Origin of the sequence: Stenotrophomonas beteli (assembly GCF_001431665.1) — a bacterium.
Lineage (GTDB): Bacteria > Pseudomonadota > Gammaproteobacteria > Xanthomonadales > Xanthomonadaceae > Stenotrophomonas > Stenotrophomonas beteli.
The window spans coordinates 45,647-71,451 of the sequence record NZ_LLXV01000001.1; the positions used below are offsets into that span (position 1 = coordinate 45,647).

19 protein-coding genes are annotated in these 25,805 nt (G+C 66.8%); 3 read left to right on the plus strand and 16 right to left on the minus strand.

Translation table 11 applies throughout. The features are described from left to right. Positions 1 to 112: 112 nt before the first annotated feature. Positions 113 to 2,575, minus strand: coding sequence for a S9 family peptidase (locus tag ARC23_RS00215; protein WP_057495354.1), 2,463 nt, complete (start codon positions 2,573 to 2,575; stop codon positions 113 to 115). Between the two features lie 168 nt (positions 2,576 to 2,743). Next, on the minus strand, positions 2,744 to 3,073 hold the full coding sequence (locus ARC23_RS00220) for a hypothetical protein (protein WP_057495355.1): 330 nt from the start codon (positions 3,071 to 3,073) through the stop codon (positions 2,744 to 2,746). Between the two features lie 456 nt (positions 3,074 to 3,529). Here ARC23_RS00220 and ARC23_RS00225 point away from each other — a divergent pair, with 456 nt between their 5' ends. Further along, complete coding sequence (locus tag ARC23_RS00225; RefSeq protein WP_057495356.1) at positions 3,530 to 4,306, plus strand: HipA family kinase; 777 nt, start codon at positions 3,530 to 3,532, stop codon at positions 4,304 to 4,306. Next, positions 4,284 to 4,676 (plus strand): DUF3037 domain-containing protein, encoded by a 393-nt coding sequence (locus ARC23_RS00230; RefSeq protein ID WP_057495357.1) that lies wholly within the window; start codon positions 4,284 to 4,286, stop codon positions 4,674 to 4,676. Before ARC23_RS00225 ends, ARC23_RS00230 begins: the two co-directional genes overlap by 23 nt. Before the next feature lie 16 nt (positions 4,677 to 4,692). Here the strand turns inward: ARC23_RS00230 and ARC23_RS00235 are convergent, their stop codons facing one another. From ARC23_RS00235 to ligA, 8 genes are all read right to left on the minus strand, one after another. After that, a complete protein-coding gene (locus ARC23_RS00235; RefSeq protein ID WP_057495358.1) occupies positions 4,693 to 6,123 on the minus strand; it encodes a serine hydrolase domain-containing protein in 1,431 nt (476 codons plus the stop codon). Between the two features lie 148 nt (positions 6,124 to 6,271). Beyond that, complete coding sequence (locus ARC23_RS00240) at positions 6,272 to 8,794, minus strand: membrane-bound PQQ-dependent dehydrogenase, glucose/quinate/shikimate family (RefSeq protein ID WP_057495359.1); 2,523 nt, start codon at positions 8,792 to 8,794, stop codon at positions 6,272 to 6,274. 127 nt (positions 8,795 to 8,921) lie between these two features. Next, positions 8,922 to 11,621: a DNA gyrase subunit A gene (gyrA, locus tag ARC23_RS00245; RefSeq protein ID WP_057495360.1), complete on the minus strand. Its 2,700-nt coding sequence runs from the start codon at positions 11,619 to 11,621 to the stop codon at positions 8,922 to 8,924. Between the two features lie 261 nt (positions 11,622 to 11,882). Beyond that, positions 11,883 to 12,947, minus strand: a complete 1,065-nt coding sequence (mtnA, locus tag ARC23_RS00250; protein WP_057495361.1) for an S-methyl-5-thioribose-1-phosphate isomerase — start codon at positions 12,945 to 12,947, stop codon at positions 11,883 to 11,885. Positions 12,948 to 12,994: 47 nt separating this feature from the next. Then, complete coding sequence (locus ARC23_RS00255) at positions 12,995 to 13,726, minus strand: DUF3011 domain-containing protein (protein ID WP_057495362.1); 732 nt, start codon at positions 13,724 to 13,726, stop codon at positions 12,995 to 12,997. Between the two features lie 139 nt (positions 13,727 to 13,865). Then, a complete protein-coding gene (gene epmA, locus ARC23_RS00260) occupies positions 13,866 to 14,822 on the minus strand; it encodes an EF-P lysine aminoacylase EpmA (protein WP_057495363.1) in 957 nt (318 codons plus the stop codon). Continuing rightward, complete coding sequence (locus tag ARC23_RS00265) at positions 14,819 to 15,304, minus strand: GNAT family N-acetyltransferase (RefSeq protein ID WP_057495364.1); 486 nt, start codon at positions 15,302 to 15,304, stop codon at positions 14,819 to 14,821. Before ARC23_RS00265 ends, epmA begins: the two co-directional genes overlap by 4 nt. 52 nt (positions 15,305 to 15,356) lie before the next feature. Further along, the gene (gene ligA, locus ARC23_RS00270; protein ID WP_203226328.1) at positions 15,357 to 17,828 is read right to left on the minus strand and encodes an NAD-dependent DNA ligase LigA; all 2,472 of its coding nucleotides are present in this window, start codon (positions 17,826 to 17,828) and stop codon (positions 15,357 to 15,359) included. Positions 17,829 to 18,025: 197 nt separating this feature from the next. On the opposite strand from ligA, the gene ARC23_RS00275 reads away from it, so the two are divergent. After that, positions 18,026 to 19,156: a pyridoxal phosphate-dependent aminotransferase gene (locus ARC23_RS00275; protein ID WP_057495366.1), complete on the plus strand. Its 1,131-nt coding sequence runs from the start codon at positions 18,026 to 18,028 to the stop codon at positions 19,154 to 19,156. A gap of 95 nt (positions 19,157 to 19,251) precedes the next feature. On the opposite strand, the gene zipA is transcribed toward ARC23_RS00275, so the two are convergent. The 6 genes from zipA to ARC23_RS00305 form a co-directional block, all read right to left on the minus strand. Next, a complete protein-coding gene (gene zipA / locus ARC23_RS00280) occupies positions 19,252 to 19,992 on the minus strand; it encodes a cell division protein ZipA (protein WP_057495367.1) in 741 nt (246 codons plus the stop codon). A 46-nt stretch (positions 19,993 to 20,038) separates the two neighbouring features. Continuing rightward, entirely contained in the window at positions 20,039 to 23,542 is a 3,504-nt protein-coding gene (gene smc, locus ARC23_RS00285; protein ID WP_057495368.1) for a chromosome segregation protein SMC, read from the minus strand. Between the two features lie 259 nt (positions 23,543 to 23,801). Continuing rightward, the gene (gene rplI / locus ARC23_RS00290; RefSeq protein ID WP_005410227.1) at positions 23,802 to 24,251 is read right to left on the minus strand and encodes a 50S ribosomal protein L9; all 450 of its coding nucleotides are present in this window, start codon (positions 24,249 to 24,251) and stop codon (positions 23,802 to 23,804) included. A 104-nt stretch (positions 24,252 to 24,355) separates the two neighbouring features. Continuing rightward, on the minus strand, positions 24,356 to 24,586 hold the full coding sequence (gene rpsR / locus ARC23_RS00295; RefSeq protein ID WP_002804494.1) for a 30S ribosomal protein S18: 231 nt from the start codon (positions 24,584 to 24,586) through the stop codon (positions 24,356 to 24,358). 11 nt (positions 24,587 to 24,597) lie between these two features. Beyond that, entirely contained in the window at positions 24,598 to 25,035 is a 438-nt protein-coding gene (gene rpsF / locus ARC23_RS00300) for a 30S ribosomal protein S6 (protein WP_006452997.1), read from the minus strand. A gap of 187 nt (positions 25,036 to 25,222) precedes the next feature. Next, positions 25,223 to 25,765, minus strand: coding sequence for a CbrC family protein (locus ARC23_RS00305; RefSeq protein WP_057495369.1), 543 nt, complete (start codon positions 25,763 to 25,765; stop codon positions 25,223 to 25,225). Positions 25,766 to 25,805: the final 40 nt, after the last annotated feature.

A 25,805-nucleotide genomic window follows, 5' to 3' on the forward strand; every position in this document is an offset into this window, starting at 1 on the left:
CAGTTGATTGCATAGCACCTGCAACTGTTTACAGGCCAACGGATAGCCGAGCGTGGGCTCGGCTCTACAGCAGGATGCAGGAAGGCCACCCGGAGGTGGCCTTCCTATTCCTTTACTTGGCGTTCTTCACGTAGGTGTCGAACCAGTCCAGCATTTCCGCCACCAGCTGCTCGTTCGATTCCAGCGCGGTGTACCAGTGCGGTTCGTTGGGCAGCATCACCAGGCGGGTGGTGCCGCCGTTACCGCGGATCGCCTGGTACAGCTTGCGCGACTGGAACGGCTCGGTGCCCGGGTTGGCATCGTCCTCGCCATGGACCAGCAGCAGCGGCAGCTTGATCTTGTCGGCATAGAAGAACGGCGACGCCTTCAGGTACACGTCCTGCGCCTGCCACACCGAACGACGCTCGTTCTGGAAGCCGAACGGGGTGAAGGTCTTGTTGTACGAACCGCTGGTGGCCACGCCGGCCTTGAACAGGTTGGTGTGCGCGATCAGGTTGGCGGTCATCAGGCCGCCGTGGCTGTGCCCGGTCACGCCGATGCGGTTGCGGTCGACCACGCCCATCTCCACCGCCTTGTCCACCGCCGCCTTGGCGTCGGCTTCCAACTGCTCCAGGTAGGTGTCGTAGGCGTTCTTCGGATCGCCCACGATCGGGAACGAGGCATTGTCGATGATCGCGTAACCCGCCAGCAGCATCAGCCGGTACGGCTGCAGGCGGGTAAACGTCTGCTGTGAGCCGGACACCTGGCCGGCCTGTGCGGCGCTGGCGAAGTCGGCCGGGTACGCGTACAGGATCGCCGGTACACGCTGGCCCTGCTTGTAGCCCGGCGGCGTGTAGAGAGTGAACGACAGCTCCACACCGTCGGCACGCTTGTAGGTCACCAGCTGCTTCTTGATCTGGCGCACTTCCGGGGTCGGGTCAACCAGCCTGGTCAGCGCGGTCGCGCTGGACGCGAACTGCGCCTCGCCGGCTTTGGCGCCGGCCACAACCTCACCCTGCTGGCGGATGAAGGCATTGGGCGGATCGATCACCGACTGGTGCCAGGTCAGGTAGCGGCCCGGCGTGCTGCTGAAGCCAAGGAACTGCTCATAGGCATCGGCACTGCTGCGGAACAGGCGCTCGCTCTTCAGCGAGCCCAGGTCCAGGCGGTCCAGGAACGGGCGGTCGCCCTGCGGCGAGGCGCCGCGCCCGCTGAGGAATACATGGTTGCCCTCCTGGCGCACGACCTGCGCGCCGTTCGGCAGGCGGGTAAAGACCAGGTTGCCGGGGTCGCCGTACAGCTCATCACTGGACATGTCCCACAGCAGCCGCCCTTCCTTCTGCGGCTGGTCCACATCGACGATACGGGTCTGCACCCAGTGCCGGTTCTCGTCATTCTCGTGCTGGAACGCCACGGCCGGATCGGCGGTCCATGCATAGCCTTCGAAGCGCTGCGCGGTGCGGGCGATTTCCACTGGCTTGCCGTTGAACGGTGCCTTCAGCATCAGCACGCGGTCGCGATGCGGCACGCTGACCTTCCAGTCACCCTTGTCCAGCGCTTCGGCATAGACCAGGGTGGCCGGATCGGTGGCGCGCCAGTCAAACCCACGCGGGCCTTCCGGCACGCCGTGCACCGGCACGCGATCGGCCAGCGGCAGGCTGGCGATCGGCGTGCTGCGGCCAGTGCTCACATCCAGCACGGCCACGTCATTGGCGAAGCGCTGGTAGGTCACTGCATGGGAGTACGGTGCCTTGATCGATTCGGTCAGCACATGCACACCATCGGGCGCGGCGCTGACGTCGTTGAACAACGCCGGCTGCCCGACCGGACGCACGCTGCCGGCGGCGGTGTCGACCACGGCCAGCTGCGAGGCGCCGTAGTAGGCGAAGAGCTTCTCGTCATGCACGCTGGTCAGCGTGTCGCGCGCCTCATAGGTGCTGCTCTCGCCGCTGCTGCCCAGCGACTCCTGTGCATCCGGGCCGGTCGGTACGCCGCCGTTGGACGGTGCCGGGCCCTGGTTGGCCGGCACCAGCTTCACCAGCAGGTTCTGGCTACCGCCCAGCCACTGCACGGTATTGCCGAAGATCGGGTTCAGCTGCACATTCGGCACCTGCTTCACCTGGCCGGTGGCCGCATCGCCCACCCACAGCTGCACGCTGGTATCGACGGCATTCTGGAAGGCGAAATGGCGGCCATCGGCCGACCACAGCGCGCCGGTGGCGCAGCCCTGCGGCAGGTTGACCTTGGTCTCCTTGCCGCTGCCGATATCGACCAGGGTGAAGTCGGCCACGCAGGCCGGAATGCCATAGCCACCCGGGGTGTCATGGCGGCTGCGGTTCTTCGGTTCCAGGCGTACGCCAGCGAGCTTCAGGTAGGGCTGGGCAACACGGCTGATCGACGGATAGGTCTGCGCGGTGGTCAGCAGCAGGCGCTGGCCACCCGGGGCCACGTTTGGCGCTGGCGGCGGCGGCGCCTTCAGCACCCTGAGCAGGTGCTCCGGCGGCTTCGCGTAATCAGCGAAAGCCGGTCCAGCGGCCAGCAGGCCGGCGGTGGCAACGGCAACCGCCGCCGCCAGCGAGGTTCGACGGATCAGCATCCTTATCCCCTGCAGTGTGAATGGAGCCCAAGGACGGGCAAGAGCCCGAATCTAGCACCGCAGGAGGTGGGGGGAATGGGCCGGAAGGGCTAGTGGCCGGATGGAGCAAAGTCGAACACGCCCGCAGACGCCGGCGGCGGGCCGGCGTCTGCCAGGCGTGGCCAGTCATTACTGCTGGGCGTGCAGGTCCCAGGCGGTCAGGTAATCAGGGTCGACCACGATCATGCCGCTGCTGCGCATGCGGTACTCGCCGGGCGCGGCCCGCTGGTACTGGTCGAGCATGGGCGGCAGGTAGTGCTCATGCCCATCATCTTCGTCGGCCAGCACCACGCCTTCATCGGCGCTGATGCGCAGCACGGTGCCTGCGTACTGTTCCAGACCCTGCACCTGGCCGTCGCCGCCATAGCGGGTGACGCCGACCAGCACCACCTTGCCGATCATCTCCTCGGCCTTGGCATCGTCCAGGGGCGGCAGCATGGGAGTGAATGAGTCGCTCATCGGTGCACCTCCAAAGCCTGTGGGGATATCGAGGATTCGGCGCCCTCCGCATTGCCAATACCGACGGCGACGCAGGGGATCCTCCCGGGGCGCAAGCGCCTGGATCGCAGGACCTGCCGGGCAAGGCCGGGGTCACGATCTGGGAAAAGTGTCTGGAACTGCGGGGAAACGGCCATCCGTTCCGGGGCGTGACCCAGTCAGGTCAAGGTCAACACCGGGCGTTGCGTTGCATGCAGGGTGAAGCATGACAGCTGCACTGTAGCGGCATCACGGCCTCCTGTTGAAGGTCACACGCGGGCGCGTTGCTCCGTCGGAACGAATGCTGCCACCCTGCACGGAAGGACGAAGTGAAGATTGCGGGCGGCCGGTACACGGTGATCCGCGCACTATCTGTTCGTTAAGCTGGGCCCCGCTCCGCCACAGCGCGACGGCCCGGGCGCCACGCTAGAATGCGCCATGCGCACCGTACATGCCCTCCGTTACATCACCCCGCTGCGGGAAGGCGGCTCCCTGCCCGCCGTAGTCGAAACCGACGACGACGGCATGGCCGTGCTGAAATTCCGCGGTGCCGGCCAGGGCCCGAAGGCGCTGATCGCGGAGCTGATCGCCGGCGAGATGGCACGCACGCTGGGCCTGCCGATTCCGGAAATCCTGTTCGTCGAGCTGGACCGCGAGTTCGCCCGCACCGAGCCGGACCCGGAGATCCAGGAGCTGATCCGCGCCAGCGAGGGCCTGAACCTGGGCCTGGACTACCTGCCCGGTGCGATCAATTACGACCCGGCCGCAATGCCGGTAGATGCCGACCTGGCCTCGCGGATCGTCTGGTTCGATGCGTTCACCAGCAATGTCGATCGCACCACGCGCAATCCCAACCTGATGGTGTGGCATCGAAAGCTGTACCTGATCGATCACGGTGCGGCCATGTACTTCCATCACGACTGGGCCAACGCCGGCGATGCCTGCGAAAAGCCGTTCGTGCTGATCCGCGACCATGTGCTGCTGTCGTTCGCCAGCCGCATCGCCGCGGTGGATGCCGAGCTGGCCGCGCGCCTGACCGATGCCGAGATCGAGCGCATCGTCGGCCTGGTGCCAGACAGCTGGCTGGTCAACGAGCCGGCCTTCGACAGTCCGCAGGCCTATCGCCAGGGTTACATCGACTATCTCAAGCATCGCCTGAAAGTGCGTGCGGTGTTCGTGCAGGAGGTCATCCGTGCCCACGCTGCACACGTATGACTACGCGGTCATCCGCGTGGTACCGCGGGTGGAACGCGAGGAGTTCATCAACGTCGGGGTGATCGTGTCCTGCCCGGGCGCGCGCCATCTGGAAGCGGCCATCGAAATCGATCCGGTGCGCCTGCACGCGTTCGCACCGGCGCTGGACCAGGAGGCGCTGCAGCCGTGGCTGGATGCGATCGTGGCGATCTGCCGCGGCGACGCCAGCGCCGGCCCCATCGCGCAGTTGCCCGCACGTGCACGGTTCCACTTCCTCACCGCCAAACGCAGCTCGGTCGTGCAGATGTCGAGCACGCATGTGGGCCGCACGGCCGACCCGGCGGGTGTGGTGGAACACTTGATGACGAGGATGGTGCGGGTGCCGGAATGACCGACACCTGCGGCGGTCACAGTGGCAGCCTTCGCGCGATGTAGCTGACGACGTTGCCGATCGCATCCGGATCGACATTGGCCAGGCCGACGATCACATAGCCCTGCGCGGGCAGCACCACGATGGCACTGTTCGATCCGGGCGCACCGCCTTCATGGCCGTACTGGTGTTCACTGCCCTCGCCCTGCACCACGAAGCCGAATCCGTACCAACCCTTGTGGTTCTGCGCTGTGGTGGCCTGCTTCAGCAATGCGGGCGAGACCAGCTTTCCGCTGCGCAATGCCTCGGCAAACTTCACCATGTCGCTCACCGTGCTGTAGCCACCACCGGCTGACATGCCGCGCCAAGGCAGCGACTTCGTTTCACGGATCCAATGCCCATCCTTCTTCGTATAGGCGACGGCACGTTGCGGGACGTTCACCGTTTCCGGCTCGAAGCCGGTACCGCTCATGCCGGACGGGCGCAGGATGTGCTCATCCACATACGCGTAGTATGACTTCCCTGAAACCGCTTCGATGATGCGCCCCAGTACGATGAAGCCATAGTTCGAGTAGCTGTCCTGGCTGCCAGGCGCGAACTGCGGCGCATCCTTGGCGAAGCGCTGCACGTAGTCATCCAGCGTCCTCAGCGACGCGGAATACTGATCGAAATCGTCGCCGAAGAAATCGCCCAGGCCACTGGTATGTGACAGCAGCTGGCGAACGGTGACGCTGTTGGCAACGGTCCTGTTCGGATAGTCCGGCAGGTGCTTGCCGATCGTGTCATCGAGACTGAGCCTGCCCTCCTGCACCAGCTGCAGGAGGGCCACTGCGGTGAACATCTTGTTGGAGGACGCAAGGCGGAACTGCGTATCCACGCCTACTGGAATGCCAGCGGTGCGATCAGCATCACCACCGCGCCAGTCCAGCAGCACCTTGCCGTTCTGTGCCACCTGCAATGCACCCGACAGCGCGTCCTGCGCCCGCAGCGCTTCCAGTTTTTCCATGGCATCAGCCATCAGCACAGGCAATGCAACCCGCGCTGGCTTGTACTTGTCCGGCGTTTCAGTGCCTTCGATCTGGAACTGCTTCACATGCTCCGGATTGGCCGGATCCATGACGGCCGTCACCCACATCGCGCGTTCGCTCAGCTGTCCCATCACCAGCAGCTTCGCCTGGCCGGGCGCGCTCTCGAGCGTTTCCAGAATGCTCAGCGGGCCCGTGCTCTGGCGGAACTCGAGATAGTCATTGGGAGTGCTGCCCTCCTGCTTCGCATATCTGTCGGCAAATGCCTGCAAGGCCTCGAGGCTGCCTGCATTGAAGGCCGCAAGCCAGTCATCGATGACGTCCTGCGCACGTGGCTGCGCACGCTCGGAAGAGGCTGCGCCAACTGCCGGAAACGCCGATGTGAGAATCAGGACCAAACAGGCCAGCGTATTGCAGAGAAACAGGCGTCCGGCAGCCCTCATTGCAGTTCCTTTGCGGTTATCCCTGCAGGCATCCTAGACGATAGGTCCGCCCGCCGCATCAACGCCAGAACTCCGCCGCAATACCCCAACGGTGACGTTGAATGCTCCGATGCGATGCCATCCACTCCGCCCACCGCCCCCATTGCGGTTACCTCGGCAGCGCAAACGCCATCACGTAATCGCCGTTCGGGGTTTCCATGAAATGGTGGCCGCCGGCCATGATCACCACGTACTGGCGCCCGCCCTGTTCGTAGATCATCGGATTGGCCTGGCCCCCCGCGGGCAGCTTGGCATGCCACAGCTCCTTGCCGGTCTTCAGGTCGATGGCGCGCAGCAGGTCATCGGTGGCGGCGGCGATGAACACCAGGCCGCTGGCGGTGATCACCGAGCCGCCATTGTTCGGCGTGCCGATCTCGATCGGCAGGCCGGAGCGGATGCCGAACGGGCCATTGCCGCGCGCGCTGCCGAACGGCCGATCCCACAACAGCTTGCCGGTGCGCAGATCGATGGCCCGGATGCCGCCATAGGGTGGCTGCTTGCACAGCAGCCGGGTGAACGGCAGCCGCCAGCCGGCGTTGACCTGGATGGCATAGGGCGTGCCCACCTGCGGATCACCGGCTCCCTCGCCACCGCCCTTGTCGGCGCGGATCTTCTCGCGCGGCAGCCAGCCCCGCCGGTCGGCCTCCGCACGCGGCACCAACCGGTTGTAGTTGGGCATGTCGTTGTAGTTGGCCACGATCACGCCACGTCGCGTGTCAATGGAGACGCTCCCCCAGTCCGAACCGCCGTTGTAGCCGGGATACTGGATGGAATGGCGGTCGCTGGCCGGCGGCGTGTAGAAACCTTCGTAGTAGGCCTTGCGGAACTGGATGCGGCAGACCAGCTGGTCGATCGGGGTCAGCCCCCACATGTCGCGCTCGGTCAGGTCATGCTCACGACGCAGCGTGTGGTACAGCGAGAACAGCTGGGTGGGCGAACGCTGTTCCGGTTCGACGCCGCCGACCGGGACCTTGCGCTCCTCGGCAGCGCTGAGCAGCTGGCCGTTGCGGCGATCGAGGATGTACAGGTCGCCCTGCTTGGTCGGCAGCAGGATTGCCGGCACCTTGCCGGCCGCCGTCGGGTAGTCGACCAAGCTGGCCTGCGAACCGAGGTCGTAATCCCACACATCCTTGCGCACGGCCTGGAAATGCCAGGCTGGCTTGCCGGTAGCCACGTCGATCGCAACCAGCGACGTCGCATAGCGGTTCTGGTTTTCCGTACGTGAGCCACTCCAGTAGTCCCCGGCTGAATTGCCCAGCGGCAGATAGACCAGCCCCAGCGCCTCATCACCGGTGGCCGTGGTCCACATGTTCGGCGTGCCGCGCGTGTAGGTCTGCCCATGCGGCGGCAGGCCGTTGCGCTCGGGCTGGTCCATGTCCCAGGCCCAACGCAGCTTGCCACTGATCGCGTCGTAGGCCTGGATCACGCCCGACGGCGCATCCCGGCGCTGGCCATCGAGTACCTGGTGGCCGGTGACGATCACCCCGCGCACGATGGCCGGTGGCGAGGTGATCGACACATAGCCTGGCGGCACCTCGCCCATGCCCAGGGTGATGTCGACCTGGCCGTTGTTGCCGAAGTTGGCGCACGGGCGGCCGCTGCCTGCATCCACCGCGATGATGCGGCCGTCCAGGGTGCCCTCGATGATGCGCGCCCAGCAGGCGGGATGAGTGCCGGGTGCGGCATTGCGGGGGAGCGTGGGCGGTGGCTCGGGCAGCGCCAGATCGGCGGCTACGTCGGCCAGCACCGCATCGGCGATGGCCGGCGCGCTGGGTTGTTCGTAGTAGCTCACGCCGCGGCAGGCGGCGGTGTACGGGATCGAAGCGTCCTTCACCTTTGGATCGAACCGCCATAGTTCCTTGCCGGTGGCCGCATCAAGGGCGATCAGGCGGTTGCGCGCCGTGCACAGGTACAGGCGGTCGCCAATCTTCAGCGGCGTGGTTTCCGCGCCCCAGCGCTTCTTCGGCAGGTCACCGGTTCGGAACTGCCAGGCCAACTGCAGCGTGCCGACGTTGGCCGGCGTGATCTGCTGCAGCGGCGAGAAACGGGTGGCGGCGTTGCTGCGGCCCCAGGCCGGCCAATCACCGTCGGCAGGCTGGTCGGCCGGCTGCAGGCCGGTGGTATCACGGGTGGGTTCCAGGCCGGCGCTGACCGCAGTTTCCGGGAACGGCTGATGCCCATCCACGTCGCCATGCGGCGCGAACGCCAGGCCGAACGCGGCCACGAACACCAGCATCAGCACAGCGGCCGCCGCACGCGACAACCGCCTGGGAACCGGCGTACGCAGGGTCGGCGCCAACAGCGCCAGTACGATGCCCAGTGCGGTCACCAGGCCCAGCCGCGGTACCCACCGCCAGTAGTCACTGCCCGACTCCCACCAGGTCCACAGCAACGTTCCGATGAATACCAGCGCGTACAGCAGCGCGCCACTGCGCCGGTTGCCGAACAGCAGCACGCCGCTGGCCAGCAGGCCGACGCCGGCGATGGCGTAGTACGCCGAACCTCCCAGACTGAGCAGCCACGCGCCGAGGCCACCGATGACCAGGCCAAGCACGATCAGCAGCAGCGACAGCACGGTCACCAGCGGATGGCGGGACACAACGGGGGCGACAGACTGCGGCGTGGCGGACATCGTCGATCTCCGGGGGGCAGCGTGGCCCGTTATCCCACCGTCGCTGTGAAGTGCGCGTGCGGTGAGCACCGGATACAACAACGCCGGCACGAAGCCGGCGTTGTTGAGGTGGCGCGGCGATGCGGGCTTACGCCTGCGGCGCGTCCTCGCTCGGTGCGGGGGCTTCGGCCGGGGTGGCGGCGGCCACCTCGTCCTCATCCTCATCGATCGAGGCATCCATGCGCTCCACCGCCTGCAGCTTCTCGTCCTTGGACAGGCGGATCAGGGTAACGCCCTGGGTGTTGCGGCCAACGCGGCTGATTTCCGAGCCACGCGTACGCACCAGAGTGCCGCCGTCGGAGATCAGCAGGACCTCGTCGTTGGAACCCATCAGCACCGCAGCGACCAGCTTGCCGTTGCGCTCGGTGGTCTGGATGCCGATCACGCCCTGCGTGCCACGCCCCTTGCGCGGATAGTCCGGCAGTGGGGTGCGCTTGCCGTAGCCGTTCTCGGTGGCGGTCAGGATGTACTGCACGCTGGCGTCGTCGGCGCTGTCGATCACCGCATCGCCATTGGCGGCGGCTTCCTCGACACCGTTGTCGTCCTCGTTCTCGTCCTCGATGCCACCGGCACTTTCGGCCACGATCAGGCTGACCACTTCCTCGCCGGCCGGCATCTTGATGCCGCGCACGCCGGTGGCGGTACGGCCCATCGAGCGGACCTTGTCCTCACCGAAGCGCACGGTCTTGCCGTTGGAGGCGAACAGCAGGATGTCGCGCTCACCGTCGGTCAGGCCGACGCCGACCAGGGCATCGCCCTCGTCCAGGTTGATCGCGATCTTGCCGCGCGCCAGACGGAAGGCGAACTCGCCCAGCGGGGTCTTCTTGACCGTACCGTTCTTCGTGGCGAAGAACACGAACTGGCCATCGGCGTACTCGCGCACCGGCAGCACGGCCTGCACGCGTTCGCCCGGTTCCAGCGGAATCCAGTTGATGATCGGGCGGCCACGGGCGTTGGAACCGGCTTCCGGCAGCTGGTAGACCGGCAGCCAGAACACCTTGCCCGAACTGGTGAAGGTCAGCAGCGTGTCATGCGTGTTGACCAGCCACAGCTGTTCGATGAAATCCTCTTCCTTGGTCGCCGCCGCGCTGCGGCCACGGCCACCGCGGCGCTGCGCGCGGTACACGCTCACCGGCTGGCGCTTGACATAGCCGGCGTGGGACACGGTGACCACCACGTCTTCCGGCGCGATCAGGTCGAGGATGTCCAGGTCTTCTTCGCTGTGGCGGATCTCGGTACGACGCTCGTCGCCGAACTCGGCCTTGACGCTGACCAGCTCTTCGCGGATCACCTGCAGCAGGCGGTCGGGGTCTTCCAGGATGTGGATCAGCCCGGCGATCACTTCCAGCAGCTGCTTGTACTCGTCGGTCAGGCGATCCTGCTCCAGCCCGGTCAGGCGGTGCAGGCGCATTTCCAGGATCTGCGTGGCCTGGATCTCGGTCAGCTGGTAACCGCCCTCGATCAGGCCCACGCCCTTGGGCAGGTCTTCCGGACGCGAGGCTTCGGCACCGGCGGCACCCAGCATCGCACCGACCAGGCCCGGCTCCCACACGCGTGCCAGCATGCGCTCGCGGGCTTCGTTCGGGTTCGGCGAGGTCTTGATCAGTTCGATCATCTCGTCGATGTTGGCCAGCGCGACGGTCAGGCCTTCCAGCACGTGGGCACGGGCACGCGCCTTGCGCAGCTCGAACACGGTGCGGCGGGTGACCACTTCGCGACGGTGGCGGACGAACGCCTCCAGCATCTGCTTGAGGTTCATCAACTGCGGGCGGCCATCGACCAGTGCCACCATGTTGATGCCGAACACCGATTCCATCTGCGTCTGCTGGTACAGGTTGTTCAGCACAACCTCGGCAGATTCACCGCGCTTGATCTCGATGTAGATGCGCATGCCGTCCTTGTCGGACTCATCGCGCAGCTCGCTGATGCCTTCAATCTTCTTTTCCTTGACCAGCTCGGCGATCTTCTCGATCAGACGCGCCTTGTTCACCTGGTAAGGAATTTCAGTGACGATGATCGACTCGCGGCCGTTGTCGGCCACTTCGATATCGGCCTTGGCACGGATGCGCACGCGGCCACGGCCGGTGCGGTAGCCGGCGACGATGCCGGCAGTGCCGTTGATGATGCCGGCCGTCGGGAAATCCGGGCCCGGGATGTACTCCATCAGGCCGTCGACGTCGATCTCCGGATTGTCGATCAGCGCGATGCAGGCATTGATCGATTCACTGAGGTTGTGCGGCGGAATGTTGGTGGCCATGCCCACCGCGATACCGGCCGAACCATTGACCAGCAGGTTCGGGAACCGGGTCGGCATGACCGTCGGCTCCAGTTCCTTCTCATCGTAGTTGGGCTGGAAATCGACGGTTTCCTTGTCGATGTCGGCCATCAGCTCATGCGCCAGGCGCGACATGCGCGCTTCGGTGTATCGCATCGCTGCTGCCGAGTCGCCGTCGATCGAACCGAAGTTACCCTGGCCGTCGACCAGCATGTAACGCAGCGAGAACGGCTGAGCCAGGCGCACCAGCGTGTCGTACACCGACTGATCGCCATGCGGGTGGTACTTACCGATGACGTCACCGACGATACGCGCCGACTTGAAGTAGGGCTTGTTGCTGTGCGCGTTGAGTTCATTCATCGCGAACAGCACGCGGCGATGCACCGGCTTGAGGCCGTCGCGCGCATCCGGGAGCGCGCGGCCCACGATCACGCTCATGGCGTAATCGAGGTAGCTCTTGCGCATCTCGTCTTCCAGGTTGACCTGGATGATTTCCTTGGCGGTTTCTGCCATTCGGGTTCCGTTGTCTGGTAGCGGTCCAGTCCGGCGCAGCCCTCTGCGGGAGGGGGTCGCACCGGAACCTCGATTCAACCTGCGGATACTACCACAACAGGCCGTTTTCCGCCTCCCTTTATCGGGATTTTACCGGCACAAATCAGGAACTTAGGGCCCCATACCGCCCCTGTAGAGCCGAGCCCATGCTCGGCTGCGGCGGATTCGCGGGCCGGGCCGAGCGTGGGCTCGGCTCTACAGGCATCCGCGACCCTGCCCGCCTCAGCCGCCGAAGGCAGCGCGCATGTTTTCGGCGGTCGGGTTCAGGATCACCCCGCGTTCGGTCACGATGGCGTCGATCAGCTCGCCCGGGGTGACGTCGAACACCGGGTTCCAGGCGGCGATGCCTTCGGCCACGGTGCGGGTACCGCCCACGCCGTACAGCTCGCCCGGGTCACGCTGCTCGATCTCGATCTGGCTGCCGTCCACGGTGTCCATGTCCACCGTCGAGGACGGCGCCACGACCATGAACTTCACGCCGTGATGGCGGGCGGCGATGGCCAGCTGGTAGGTGCCGATCTTGTTGGCGGTATCGCCATTGGCACAGATGCGGTCGGCGCCCACGATCACCCACTGCACGGCACCGGTCTTCATCAGGTGCGAGGCCGCGGAGTCGGCGATCAGGGTGGCATCGATGCCGTCCTGCTGCAGCTCCCACACGGTCAGGCGCGCACCCTGCAGCCACGGCCGGGTCTCGCCGGCGAACACCCGGGCAATGCGGTGCTGGGCCATGCCGGCGCGGATCACGCCCAGCGCGGTGCCGAAGCCGGCTGTCGCCAGCGAACCGGTATTGCAGTGGGTCAGCACGCCACTGCCGGCCTCGATCAGGCCTGCACCCAGCGCGCCCATGTGGCGGTTGGCGGCCAGATCCTCTTCGGCGATGGCCTGCGCTTCGGCCTCCAGCAACGCCGTCCAGTCGGCGCCTGCGACACTCAGGCAACGGCGCATGCGCGCCAGGGCCCAGGCCAGATTGACGGCGGTCGGACGCGAGGCGTTCAGGCGCTGCAGCGCCGGCTCCAGCTGCTGCAGGGCGTGCGCGCCATCGGCGGCCTGCACCCCGCGTGCCGCCAGCACCACGCCCCAGGCCGCGGCGATACCGATCGCCGGCGCGCCGCGCACGGTCAGCGCGTGGATGGCCGAGGCGACCTCGTCACTGTCATTGCAGACCACGTGCTCGACCACGAACGGCAGCTTGCGCTGGTCCAGCAGTTGCAGGGCGTCGCCGGTCCACAGGATCGGGCGGATGTGGTCGTAGCGGGCGTAATCGATGTCAGGGGCAGTGTTCATGGTCCCATTGTAGGGCCACGTCCTGCGCGGTTGGAGCCCGCCAGGGCTCAATTCACCGAGAATTCGGCGCGGCAGCCGCCATCCACCCAGATCCCGTTGCGGCTCCAGCCCCAGGTGTGGCCCTCCTCGCAGGGCGTGCTGGAGAGTTGCTGGGACACCGCCGCGCCCACGGAGATGCTCGCCCCGCAGAAACGCCGCTTCTTGGATTTCGATTCGCAGGTCAGCCGGCGCGGCATATCGACGAAGCGGCCCTGCTCGTCGGCCACTTCGAAATCGCCCTGGCAGCCACGGCTGGTCCACACTTCGTTGCGCTTGTAGCCCCACCCCTGCCCTTCCCGGCACGGCAGCACCGACAACTGGCGCAGCAGGCGCACCGGCGCCCCATCCAGGCGGACCGGGCAACTCTGCGGGCGGCCGTTGGACTCGCAGCGCACCACGCGGCGGAACTGGCGCTTGCCGTCGCTGCTGGCCGCTGCGGCGGACCCGGGCGCGCGGCGCGCACGGAACTCGGCGCGGCAGCCCAGGGTGACCCATACGCCACTGCGATCGGTCCCCCATTCGCTGCCACGGATACAGCTGTTGCTGGACAGCTGCCGGATCAGGTCGACGCCATTGGCGACCTCGATATCGCAGTGCACCCAGCCCATGTCGCGTGATTCGCAGGTGATCACTTCCTCGTCATAACCCGGTTGCTGGGCAGACGCGGAGAACGGCAGCCAAGCACCCCATAGCGCGATGGAGTACACCGGTACCGCAACAACCGCAAACCACTTGACCAATGCCTTCCCCAACAGGAGTGGACGAATTCCGATGCCAGTGTCCCGCATCGCCCGTGATAAGAGCATCATCCTGCTTGCTGAAGCAAGCGCGTGGATCCGGCAATCCGTTCAGTCTTCGATGTCCGGTAGCGGACGATGTTCATGCATGGGCGAAATCGAACGCCAGCACATCGGCGATGCGCGGCGTGCGCTCCATCGCCATCAGCAGGCGGTCCACCCCTACCGCCACCCCCGCGCACGCCGGCATCGACGGCAATGCGGCCAGCAATGCCTCATCCAGTGCCGGCTGCACCTGCCCGCGTGCATGGCGCCGCTGCTGGTCACGCAGGAAGCGGGCACGCTGCTCGTCGGCATCATTCAGTTCGTGATAGCCGTTGGCCAGCTCCACCGTGCCCAGGTACAACTCGAACCGTTCAGCCAATGCAGGTTTACCGGGACGGATGCGCGCCAGCGCGGCCTGGCTGGCCGGCCAGTCATGCACCACGGTCATCACCGCGTCATCGAACTGCGGCTGGATGTGGTGGGTCATCAACAGGTCCAGCCAGTCATCACGGGTCAACCCGACCGGGTCGATGTGCACGTCGCCAAGCGCAACACGCAGCGCGGCTTCATCGGCCTCGAACGGATCCAGGCCCACGTGCTGCTGGAACAGCTCGCGGTAACTCAACACACGCAGCGTCGCACGGCGTCCGACCAGGGCCAGCGCCTGGCCGACCAACTCGGCGGTTTCCTGCACCAACCGGTGGTGGTCCCAGCCGACCCGATACCACTCCAGCATGGTGAATTCCGGGTTGTGGCGGCCGCCGGCCTCGCCGTTGCGGAACACCCGGCCCAGTTCGTAGCAGTCGCCCACGCCGGCCGCCAGCAGGCGCTTGAGCGGATATTCCGGCGAAGTGCGCAGCCAACGACGGCGGCCACCGGCATCGACATGGCCGGTGAAATCGGTATGGAAGCTGTCGATGTTCGGCTCGGTGTTGCCCGCCACCGACAGGATCGGCGTTTCCACTTCCAGCACGTCGCGCTCGGCGAAGAAGCGGCGCACCAGCGCGTTGAGCGCAGCACGCTGGCGCAGCGCACGCAGCAGGGCCTGGCTCACAGGATGCCCTCCGGGCGCGGGTGGTCCAGCGGCAGGGTCAGCAGATCGCGGGTGTCGTCGATGTAGCCGCTGGCCAGGTACAGGCGGCGGGCCAGTTCGTTGTGGTGGTTCACCTCCAGGCGCAGGCGGCTGACACCACGCCCGCGAGCGCGCTGTTCACAGATGGCCAGCGCCTGCTTGCCGCGACCACGACCGCGCGCGCGATGGCTCAGGTACAGCTCGTCCAGCAGCATGAAGTGGCCGCCCTGCTCCAGGCTGAAGCCCATCGCGATCACCGCGTAGCCGACCACCTCGCCCGCCTCGTCCAGCCACAGCAGCACTTCGCCATTGCGCGGATCGGCCAGCAGCGCGTCGACGCCGCGGCGCACGCGTGCGTCGTCGAAGTCGATCCTGTCTTCGGCGTAGAACGCGCGCATCAACGCGATCAGCCGTTCTTCGTCGGCACGGGTCGCCAGGCGGAAATCCAGCGGGGCGGTCTGCATCGGTCATCCTTTGTAGTGCTTCATGCCGGGCGGGAAACGCCCGGCGGGGTCATCACTCGTGTTCGGCAAGGTAGGCCAGCAGGCGGTCTTCGTCCCACACCGGCACGCCCAGCGACTGCGCCTTGTCCAGCTTGGAGCCGGCCTCGGTACCGGCCACCACGAAGCTGGTCTTCTTCGAGACACTGCCGGAGACCTTGGCGCCGAGGGCCTCCAGGCGTTCCTTGGCGGCATCGCGGGTGAGCTGGGCCAGGGTGCCGGTCAGCACCACGGTCTGCCCATCCAGCGGACCGGCCACGATCTCGGCCAGCGCCGGCGCCTTGGCCAGGATCTGGCGCATCGCCCGTTCGGCCGCCAGCAGCATCGCGCCATGGCCCTCGCTGTCCAGCCACTGGGCCAGCCCACGCGCGGTGTCATCGGGCAGCCCGGCATTGACGAACTGGCCATGCTCGGCGTCGAGCACCGCCTGCGCGCCAGGAAGCGCGGCCACCAGCTTCTCCGCACGCAGGCGGGTGATGCCGGGAATTTCCGATTCGACCAGCAGCTGGGCCAGATCCAGCCCCTCGCGCAGCCTGGCACTGGGCGCATGCACATCACTGATGCGTACCTGGCCGACCTGCAGCAGGTCGTCGATGGCCTGTTGGTTGCCCTGCTGTTCGAAGAAGTGGCCCAGCGAGCGGGCCACTTCGCCGCCGATGTCCGGCACGCGCTTGAACAGCGGCCACGGCAGGTGGCGGATCAGTTCCAGGTCACCGAACCACTGCGCCAGCGCCTTGGCCGTGCTCTCGCCCACGTGCTCGATGCCCAGCGCGAACAGCAGCCGTTCCAGCGTGGCCGCTCGGCTGGCATCGATCGCCGCGATCAGGTTGTCGGCCCACTTGGTGGCGATCTTCTTCGTGTTCCATTCGAAACCGGCGGGCTGTGCCAGCGCCTGTGCGCGCCAGCCCGGATCGTTGCCGTCCAGCTTGAGCACCGCCGTGAGCACCGCACCACTGCCCTCGGCGGGCAGGTGCAGCTTCAGCGCGGCGGCCAGTGCCGACGGGTCCTCCGCATCCAGCACCAGCTTCAGGTGCAGCAGCGTATCGCGGTTGAGCCGGTACAGATCGGCCACGCTGCTGACGATGCCGGCATCAACCAGGGTTTCGATGTACTTGTCGCCCAGGCCGTCGATATCCATCGCGCGGCGCGAGGCGAAATGAGCGATGGCCTCCTTGCGCTGCGCCGGGCAGGACAGCTCACCCGAGCAGCGCCATGCGGCCGCGCCTTCCTCACGCACGATCTCCGAGCCGCACACCGGGCAGCGCGTCGGCATCTGCCAGGGCGAGGTGCCCAGTGGACGGCGGTCGAGGATGACGCTGACCACTTCGGGAATCACGTCGCCGGCGCGGCGCACGATCACGCTGTCGCCGACGCGCACATCCAGGCGCGCGATCTGGTCGGCATTGTGCAGCGTTGCGTTCGATACGATTACCCCGGCCACCGCTACCGGCGCCAGCCGTGCAACCGGTGTTGCGGCACCGGTGCGGCCGATCTGGATCTCGATCGCCTCCACCGTTGTACTCTGTTCCTGCGCCGGGAATTTGTGCGCGATGGCCCAGCGCGGCGCACGCGAGACGAAGCCCATGGCCTGCTGGCCGGCGCGGTCATCCAGCTTGTAGACCACGCCGTCGATGTCGAACGGCAGGCCGTCACGGCGCTGGCCGATATCGCGGTAATAGCCGAGCAGGCCCTCAATCCCCTCCACCACCTTGCACAATGCGCTGACCGGGAACCCCCAGGCACCCAGCTGTGCCAACGTTGCGGAGTGGGTATCGGTCAGCTCACCACCCTGCACGTCGCCGGTGCCGTAGGCGAAGAAGCTCAACCGGCGCTGTGCGCTGATCTTCGGGTCAAGCTGGCGCAACGAGCCGGCCGCGGCGTTGCGCGGGTTGGCCAGCACCTTGCCACCCTGCAGGCGTGCGCGCTCGTTGTAGGCCTCGAAGTCAGCGCGCGCCATGTAGACCTCGCCGCGCACCTCCAGCACATCCGGCCAGTCCTTGCCGTGCAGCCGCTTGGGAATGTCGCCGATCTCACGCAGGTTGGCGGTCACGTCCTCGCCGGTGCTGCCATCGCCGCGGGTCGCGCCAAGTACGAAATGACCGTCTTCGTAACGCAGGCTGATCGCCAGCCCGTCCATCTTCGGCTCGGCCGAGAACTGCAGGCTGCGACGGCCCAGGCGTTCATCGATGCGGCGCACGAAATCGGCCACTTCCTCGTCGCTGAAAGCGTTGGACAGCGACAGCATCGGCACCGCGTGGCGCACTTCCGGGAAACGGCCGGAAGGACGCGCACCGACCTGCTGGGTCGGGCTGTCGGCCCGGGCCAGTTCCGGATGCTCGCGCTCCAGCGCTTCCAGCTCGCGCACCATGCGGTCGTAGTCGACGTCGGGGATCTCCGGCGCATCCAGCTCGTGATAGGCGCGGTTGGCCTGGGCGATCTGCCGGCGAAGGTCTTCGGCGCGTTCGGCGGGGCTGGGGCTCATCGGAATCCGGTGGTTCTGGGATGGCCGGGAATTCTACCTCGCCCGGCCGTCAGGCCCCGTAACGCCCTCGCCTTCCGCAGCGTCGAGCCATGCTCGACTGCATTTGCCATCACAGTCGAGCATGGCTCGACGCTGCAAAAGGCAGCTTGCCGCCGATCGCCGCCGGCGCTAGCGTGCGACGGTCGCCCTTCGGAATCCTGCCCGTGACCCTGCCCGCCTCCCGTAGACGCTTCCTGCAAGTGGCCGGTGCCGGCTTCGCCCTGGCCGGTACGGGCCTGCCCCGCCTTGCCGATGCCCAACCCGCTGCGGCTGCGCCTTCGCCCTCGGCACCCGGCGAAGGCGCGGTGCTGCTGAACTTCAACGAATGCCCCTACGGCCCTTCGCCCGCGGCCCAGCAGGCGGCACGCGACAGCATCGCCGGTTGCGGCCGCTACCGCTTCGAACTGGCCGGCCAGGTGCGCGACGCCTTCATCGAACAGGCCGGCCTTCCGGCTGATCACGTGCGGCTTTATCCGGGCTCCAGCGAACCGCTGAACCGAGCCGCCGTGCTGTGGACCAGCCCGCAGGCGGGACTGGTGGTGGCCGACCCGACCTTCGAAACGCTGGGCGAAGTTGCCGCCGCGCACGGCGCGCACGTGCAGAAAGTGCCGCTGCGAACCGACGGCGCACACGACCTGCGCGCAATGGTCGCTGCCGCGCACGCGCGACCGACCGGGCTGCTGTATGTGTGCAATCCGAACAACCCGACCGGCTCGATCAGCCCGCCGGCCGAACTGGCGTGGCTGCTGTCGCACAAGCCTCCGACCACCCGTGTACTGGTGGACGAGGCCTATCTGCAGTACAGCGAGCAGCCGAGCCTGATCGCGCAGGTGGCGCAGCGCGATGACCTGATCGTGCTGCGCACGTTCTCCAAGCTTTATGGCATGGCCGGCCTGCGCCTGGGCGTGGCGGCCGCGCATCCCGACCGCCTGCGCGAACTGGCCAGCCTGGGCGACAACCCACTGCCGGTGCCGGCGCTGGCCGCGGCATTGGCCAGCCTGCGTGATCCTCAGTTGATCGCGCAGCGGCGCCTGCAGAATGCCAGGGTGCGGCAGGCCACCATCGCATGGCTGGGCAAGCGTGGTTTCAGTTGCGTGCCGTCGGAAGCGAACTGCTTCGTGGTGGATGTGCAGCGCGACGGTGCCGCCTTTGCCAAGGCGATGGCAGACAACGGCGTGGTGATCGGGCGCAGCTGGCCGATCTGGCCGCAGCGCGTGCGCGTGAGCGTCGGCACCGAAGATGAAATGGCCGCGTTCCGCAGGGCATTTGCCAAGGTCGCCGGCGTACCGGCCTGACCCTGTTGGTGGGGGCGAACCTTGGTTCGCCCCATCCACGCATGGCGTGGATCTACTGTTGTGGGTGCCGACCGTTGGTCGGCACACCATGGCGCTCACCAGCGCGGGGTCTTGGTCAGCGGCGGTGCCTGGTGCTGGCGATCATAGGCACGCAGTTCGTCACGGATGTGCGCGATGCGCTGCCGGCCGAGCGCATTGCGGCTGTCATCCAGCACCACGCCATCGAGCAGCTCGGCCATGCGCTGCACCGTCGGCAGCATCTTCTCCCAGGCGTCCAGCGCGGTCAGCGGCGCCGGCAGGGTCAGGAAGAAGGCAATGGCCGGGGTTTCCATGGCACGGATGTTGGCCATGTCGAAGCTGCCCGGCTTCATGATGCTGGCCATCGAGAAGATCGGGCCGCGCTCGGGGTGGCCTTCCACCAGGCGGTGGAACACGTTCATGTGGCCGAACACCAGCCCAGTCTTCTCCGCTGCCACCACGATGTCTTCGCCCCGCAGCTGCTCGCCGGCGCGGGCGGCCACGAACAGCGAGACGATCTTGTCGAAATCCTGGGTCGCGCGCTTGCCCAGGTCGCTGGCTGCGCCTGCGTCGGTGTCGGCCAGGCCGAGTTCGGCCTGCTCGCCCTCCCCGCCCATGCCGGGCTCAGGGCGGCCATCGGCCACGGCGACGCCGTCCTCACCCAGGACCGGCTCGCGGCGCTCGCCGCTGGTCGGTTCCGCGCCTTCCACGCGGCGCCCCTGGGGCTTCTTCTTCGGACGGCCAAACAGGAAGATCGCGGCGATCAACAGCAGGCCGGCGGCCAGGATGCCGATGCGCAACAGTGCCGTGTCGGACATTCGATAGGTTCTCCGGCTGGTTCATTCAGGTAACTAGGATGGCACGTCAGGCCGCGCCCGCCAATCGTGCGGCTTCTTCCAGATCCACGCTGACCAGGCGGCTGACGCCCGGCTCGCGCATGGTCACGCCCGAGAGCTGATGTGCCGCCTCCATCGTCGCCTTGTTGTGGCTGACGAACAGGAACTGCACCTTCTCGCTCATTTCCTTGACCATGTTGGCCAGGCGACCGACGTTGGCCTCGTCCAGCGGTGCGTCCACCTCGTCCAGCAGGCAGAACGGCGCCGGGTTCAGCTGGAAGATGGCAAACACCAGCGCCACCGCGGTCATCGCCTTCTCGCCGCCGGACAGCAGCGAGATGCTGGACACGCGCTTGCCCGGCGGGCGCGCCATGATCGTCACGCCGGTGTCGAGCAGGTCTTCACCGGTCAGCTCCAGGTAGGCATGGCCGCCGCCGAACAGGCGCGGATACAACGCCTGCACACCGGCGTTGACGCGGTCGAAGGTGTCCTTGAAACGCCCACGGGTCTCTCGGTCGATCTTGCGGATGGCGTCTTCCAGGGTTTCCAGCGCGGTAGTCAGGTCCGCATGCTGGGCATCCAGGTACTCCGAGCGCTGCGACGCCTCGCCGTATTCGTGGATGGCGGCCAGGTTGACCGGCTCCAGCCGGCGCATGCGGCCATCGATCTGGTGCACGGCCTGCTCCCAGTCGCCCAGGCGGGCGTCCTCGGGCAGTGCATTGAGGACGTCCTGCAGCACGAAGCCAGCCTTCTCCACCGCCGCCTGCAGGGTGTCCGCGCTGAGCACCAGGGCCTGCTGGTCCAGCTTGCGCTGCGAAATACGCTCACGCTGCGCCAGCGCCTGTTCGTCGCGTTGGTGACGGGTCTGTTCGTAATTGCGCAGCTCGGCGTCGATGCCATCGAGCAGCGTGCGCGCCTCGGTCAGCACGCGATCGGCGCGCACGCGTTCTTCCAGCGCATTCTGGTGCTCGGCCTGCAGCGACTCGACCGGCGAATCACCTTCATCCAGCTGCGAATGCAGTTCGCCCAGGCGCGAGTCCAGCTGCCCGCGCTGCATGCCCATACGCTCCAACGCCTGGCTCAACGAGGCCAGCTGCGCCCGCTGCGATTCCAGGGTCAGGGCCAGCGAATGCGACCGCTCGCGCACCGCGCGTGCAGCGTCGCGTGCCAGATCACGGGCCTCGGTCAGCTGGCGGCGCTCGCCCTCCAGCCGCTGCCGGGTCGATTCCAGGTCGCCCATGCTGCTGACCGCGTTCTCCAAGCGCGAGCGCGCTTCGCGCGCCTGCTCGTTGTTGGCTTCAATCGTTTCCTGCAGTTGCTTCAGCTCGCCTTCGATGCGGTCGATGCGCGTGCGCGCCGCCTCCACCTTGCCCTGCTGGCCCTGCAACTGCCCGGCCAGTTCAGAGACCGCACGATGGGCCTGGTACAGCGCACGCTGCGCGTCTTCGCGCTGCTGTTCGGCAGCCTGCAACTGCTCGCGGAAACCGGCCAGCTGTTCTTCCAGTTCGGCCTCGCGGTCCTGCAGCTGTTCGATCTGCTCGCGGAGTTCCTGGATCTCGCGTTCGCGCAGCAGCGCGCCCTGCTGGGCCGCACCGGAGCGCGATACGCGCAGCCAGCCCTGGCCCAGGCGCTCACCACGCTGGGTGATGATCGAATCGCCGTCCGGAAGGCTGCCCTGCAGCATCTTCGCTTCGGAAAGGTCCTTGGCTGCGTGCAGGTGTGCCAGCAGCCGACGGATCGCCACCGGGCCACGCACGCGGGCGGCCAACGAGGTCGGTGCAACCTTCAGTTCGGCATCGTCGTTGGCAACCAGCGCAAGGTGACCGTCGCCCAGCTCGCCGAGCGCGTCGACCAGGCCGGCCGGATCATCGACCAGCACGCCTTCGATCAACTGGCCGAGCGCGCTTTCCACCGCGTTTTCCCAGCCGGCATCAACGTCCAGGCGCTCGCCGACACGCGCCGCCGAATCCAGCCCGCGCGCCTTCAGCCAAGCCACGGCCGCGCCCTGCTCCTGGCCCAGCGCGGCCTGCTGCAGGGTTTCCAGCGAGGCCAGGCGACCGCGCAGGCCGTTGGCCTGCTTGCGCAGTTCGGCCAGTTCGTTCTGGCCATTGCGCTGCTGTTCCTGCACCGCCGCTACGCCCTGCTTGCGCAGCTCGACGTCTTCGCTCAGCTCATCCAGCGCGGCCTTCTGCGTGTCGTGCTGCAGGTGCAGCTGCTCGAACGCCTCTTCCAGCGCGTCCACGTCCAGCCCGGCGCGCTCGGCGGCCAGCGCTTCACGGCGCCGGTCGGCATCGAGGATCTGCTTGTCCAGGTAGTCCACGCGCGTGCGCTCGACGTCGCCGGCACGCGAGGCTTCCGAACTCTGCGAGGTGTGCTGCTCCCAGCGCTGCTGCCAGCTGGCCAGCCGTTCCTCAGCCTCGCGCAGGCTTTCCTGCTTGATCTCGTTCTCTTCCTGCAGCGCTTCCAGCTGCGGGGTGGCGGCCTCCACCGCTTCGCGCAGCACGCTCAGCCTGGCCTCGTCGCCGCTGATGTGCTGGCCCAGTTCGGCCAGCGCCTGCTGCGTCTCATCCCGCGCCTTGTGCAGGCGCTGCGACAGCTCGCGCTGGTGCTGGATCTGCTGTTCCAGGCGCGCCAGCGTGCTGCCGACCTGGTAGACCGCCGCCTGTGCGGTGTTGAGTGCATCGGCGGCCTCTTCGCGACGCACGCGCGAGGTCTCGATGCGGGCTTCGGCATCACGCTGGTCGGCAATCAGCTGCTGCAGCTTGGTCTCTTCCTGCGACAGCCCTTCGCGCAGCTTCGACAGGCGACCGTCCAGCCCTCGGAACTCCAGCGCCTTCCACTCGGCATCCTTGACCCGGCGCTCTTCCTGCAGCGCCTGGTACTGCTCGGCCTGCCGGGCCTGGCGCTTGAGGTGTTCGAGCTGCTTGCTGATCTCGTCGCGCAGGTCGCCCAGCCGGTCCAGGTTCTCGCGGGTGTGGCGGATGCGGGTCTCGGTCTCCTTGCGGCGCTCCTTGTACTTGGAGATGCCGGCCGCCTCTTCCAGGTACACGCGCAGGTCTTCCGGGCGCGCCTCGATGATCTGGCTGATCATGCCCTGCTCGATGATCGAGTAGCTGCGCGGGCCCAGGCCGGTGCCGAGGAACAGATCGGTGATGTCGCGGCGACGGCACTTGGTGCCGTTGAGATAATAGTTGCTGGTGCCGTCGCGGCTGACCGTGCGCTTGACCGATATTTCGTTGAACGAGGCGTACTCGCCGGAAATCGTGTGGTCGGAGTTGTCGAAGATCAGCTCGACCGTGGCCTGCGAGACCGGCTTGCGGGCATTGGACCCGGAGAAGATCACGTCGGTCAGCGAGTCGCCACGCAGGCGGCTGGCCGAACTCTCGCCCATGACCCAGCGCACGGCGTCGATGATGTTCGACTTGCCGCAGCCATTGGGCCCCACCACGCCGGTCATGTTGGTCGGCAGGTGGAGGGTGGTCGGATCGACGAACGACTTGAAGCCGGACAGCTTGATCGTGGAAAGACGCATAGGGGTTCCGGACTGGGGCCGGCGGGCGGCCTGCGTTTACCCTCCAAGTCATTGATCCTGTTGGGATCGATGCCCGTGGAACGGGTGTGACGCCCTGAGTATACCGATGTGGCCGTGTTCTACGAATGGGCGTGGAACATTGTCCAGCCCGACCGCGCCGGCCGGACGTGGCCCGACGCCACGAAACGGAGCCATAAAACAAAACGGGCACCCTTGCGGGCGCCCGTTCTGCGGTGATGCCAAGCCTTGCGGCGTGGGATCAGGCTTCGGCGACGACGACGACCTTGACGGTGGTCTCGACGTCGGCGTGCAGGTGGACCAGCACGTCGTATTCGCCGATGTTGCGGAAGGCGCCTTCGCCCAGGATGACTTCGCTCTTTTCCAGCGGCAGGCCGGCGGCGGTGAAGGCCTCGGCGATGTCGCGCGGGCCAACCGAGCCGTACAGCTTGCCTTCGGTCGAAGCGTTGGCGGCGATGGTCACGCTCGCGCCTTCCAGCTTGGCCTTGCGGCCTTCGGCGTCGGCGTGGATGGCCTGGGCCTTGGCTTCGTATTCGGCGCGCTTGGCTTCGAACTCGGCCTTGTTGCTCTCGGTGGCCGGCACGGCCTTGCCCTGCGGCACGAGGAAGTTACGGCCGTAGCCCGGCTTCACGTCGACCAGGTCGCCCAGGTTGCCGAGGTTGGTGACTTTCTGCAGGAGGATCAGCTGCATGGTATTGCTCCAGATAAGTTATTCGTTAGCGAGGCGATGCCCCGCAACAAAGGCTGTCCGAATAGCTGGCACAGCGGGGGCGGCGCCAGGCCGCCCCGCCTGCATCAGACGTCGTGGTTGTCGGTGTACGGGATCAGGGCCAGGAAGCGAGCGCGCTTGACGGCGGTCGCCAGCTGGCGCTGGTACTTCGACTTGGTACCGGTGACGCGGCTCGGCACGATCTTGCCGTTCTCGGTCAGGTACTGGCGCAGGGTGTTGAGATCCTTGTAGTCGATCTCCTTCACACCTTCAGCCGTGAACTTGCAGAACTTGCGGCGACGGAAGAACTTGGACATGGGAAGGCTCCTTAGGCGGCGGAAGCGGCGTCGTCGCCGGCTTCGTTGTCAGCGGTGGTGGTGGACTCGCCTTCTTCGTCGTCACGACGACGGCGCTCACCGCGCTCCGGCTTGTCACCCTTCTCGTCCTTGCTCTTCATGATCAGCGACTGCTCGGTGTCAGCCTCGTCACGCTTGATGACCAGGTTGCGCAGCACGGCGTCGTTGAAGCGGAAGCTTTCGGTCAGTTCGTTCAGAACGGCCTGGTCGGCTTCGATGTTCATCAGCACGTAGTGGGCCTTCACCAGGTTCTGGATCGGGTACGCCAGCTGGCGGCGGCCCCAGTCTTCCAGACGGTGGATGGTGCCGTTGCCGTTCTCGACCAGCGACTTGTAGCGCTCGATCATGGCCGGGACCTGCTCGCTCTGGTCCGGGTGGACCATGAACACGATTTCGTAATGACGACTCATGTTTTTTCTACCTTTCGGATGTGGCCTTGCGGCCGGACAGCCCCCCGCCGTGGTTACCGCGGTGGGGCAAGGGTTCCCGCCAGGAAGGCAGGAAGCCGCGCATTATGGCGCAGATGGGGGTGCCGGGCAACCGGCGGGGTCCAGGCAACCTGAACCGGGCAGCAGCGAGCCCTGGAACCGCCCCGCGCTACTCCAGATCAACATGAAGGCGATGCTGGCCGCATTCCAGGCACTGGAACAGGCATCCGACCATCGCGCCGTCCCGGCTCAGATGCTCCAGCACCCAGTCGGCGTCGCGCGGGTTGACCTCGGCCACGTCCGGCCGGACCTGGTCGAGGATGGGCTGAAGGTCCTCGCTGCCGGCATAGCCGAGGAAGGCGCAGGGCCGTTCACAGTGACTGAGCCAGACCGACTGCTGCCAGGAGGCATAACCGGGCGTGCGCTCGCAGATTTCCAGCAGCAGCGGACGGGCAATGGTCGGCGGCGGATCGGCCGGGTCCGGCGACACCCCCTCGATATCACTCCAGGCAGTGAACTCACCGCCGTAACTGGCCGCGGCCCTGCCATCGGCAATGCACCACGGACACAGGTAATCCGGGCGCAGGCGGGTGTAGAACGGCCCCCGGTAGCGCAGTTCCCGCAGCTCGCCGCAGCAATCGCAGACCCCGTCGATGTCCTCGAAGGACAGTGCGTAGGCGTTGGGGTGATAGGTGAAAACCGGTCGTTCCATCCGTGGATTCCCTTCTGGATATAGCGTGCCGACCACGGCC

What these genes read in the sequence shown, in the direction of transcription:
- ARC23_RS00215 (WP_057495354.1), bottom strand. Translation starts at nt 2,575, where the DNA reads ATGCTGATCCGTCGAACCTCGCTGGCGGCGGCGGTTGCCGTTGCCACC.
- ARC23_RS00220 (WP_057495355.1), bottom strand. Translation starts at nt 3,073, where the DNA reads ATGAGCGACTCATTCACTCCCATGCTGCCGCCCCTGGACGATGCCAAG.
- ARC23_RS00225 (WP_057495356.1), top strand. Translation starts at nt 3,530, where the DNA reads ATGCGCACCGTACATGCCCTCCGTTACATCACCCCGCTGCGGGAAGGC.
- ARC23_RS00235 (WP_057495358.1), bottom strand. Translation starts at nt 6,123, where the DNA reads ATGAGGGCTGCCGGACGCCTGTTTCTCTGCAATACGCTGGCCTGTTTG.
- ARC23_RS00240 (WP_057495359.1), bottom strand. Translation starts at nt 8,794, where the DNA reads ATGTCCGCCACGCCGCAGTCTGTCGCCCCCGTTGTGTCCCGCCATCCG.
- gyrA (WP_057495360.1), bottom strand. Translation starts at nt 11,621, where the DNA reads ATGGCAGAAACCGCCAAGGAAATCATCCAGGTCAACCTGGAAGACGAG.
- mtnA (WP_057495361.1), bottom strand. Translation starts at nt 12,947, where the DNA reads ATGAACACTGCCCCTGACATCGATTACGCCCGCTACGACCACATCCGC.
- ARC23_RS00265 (WP_057495364.1), bottom strand. Translation starts at nt 15,304, where the DNA reads ATGCAGACCGCCCCGCTGGATTTCCGCCTGGCGACCCGTGCCGACGAA.
- zipA (WP_057495367.1), bottom strand. Translation starts at nt 19,992, where the DNA reads ATGTCCGACACGGCACTGTTGCGCATCGGCATCCTGGCCGCCGGCCTG.
- smc (WP_057495368.1), bottom strand. Translation starts at nt 23,542, where the DNA reads ATGCGTCTTTCCACGATCAAGCTGTCCGGCTTCAAGTCGTTCGTCGAT.
- rplI (WP_005410227.1), bottom strand. Translation starts at nt 24,251, where the DNA reads ATGCAGCTGATCCTCCTGCAGAAAGTCACCAACCTCGGCAACCTGGGC.
- rpsR (WP_002804494.1), bottom strand. Translation starts at nt 24,586, where the DNA reads ATGTCCAAGTTCTTCCGTCGCCGCAAGTTCTGCAAGTTCACGGCTGAA.
- rpsF (WP_006452997.1), bottom strand. Translation starts at nt 25,035, where the DNA reads ATGAGTCGTCATTACGAAATCGTGTTCATGGTCCACCCGGACCAGAGC.
- ARC23_RS00305 (WP_057495369.1), bottom strand. Translation starts at nt 25,765, where the DNA reads ATGGAACGACCGGTTTTCACCTATCACCCCAACGCCTACGCACTGTCC.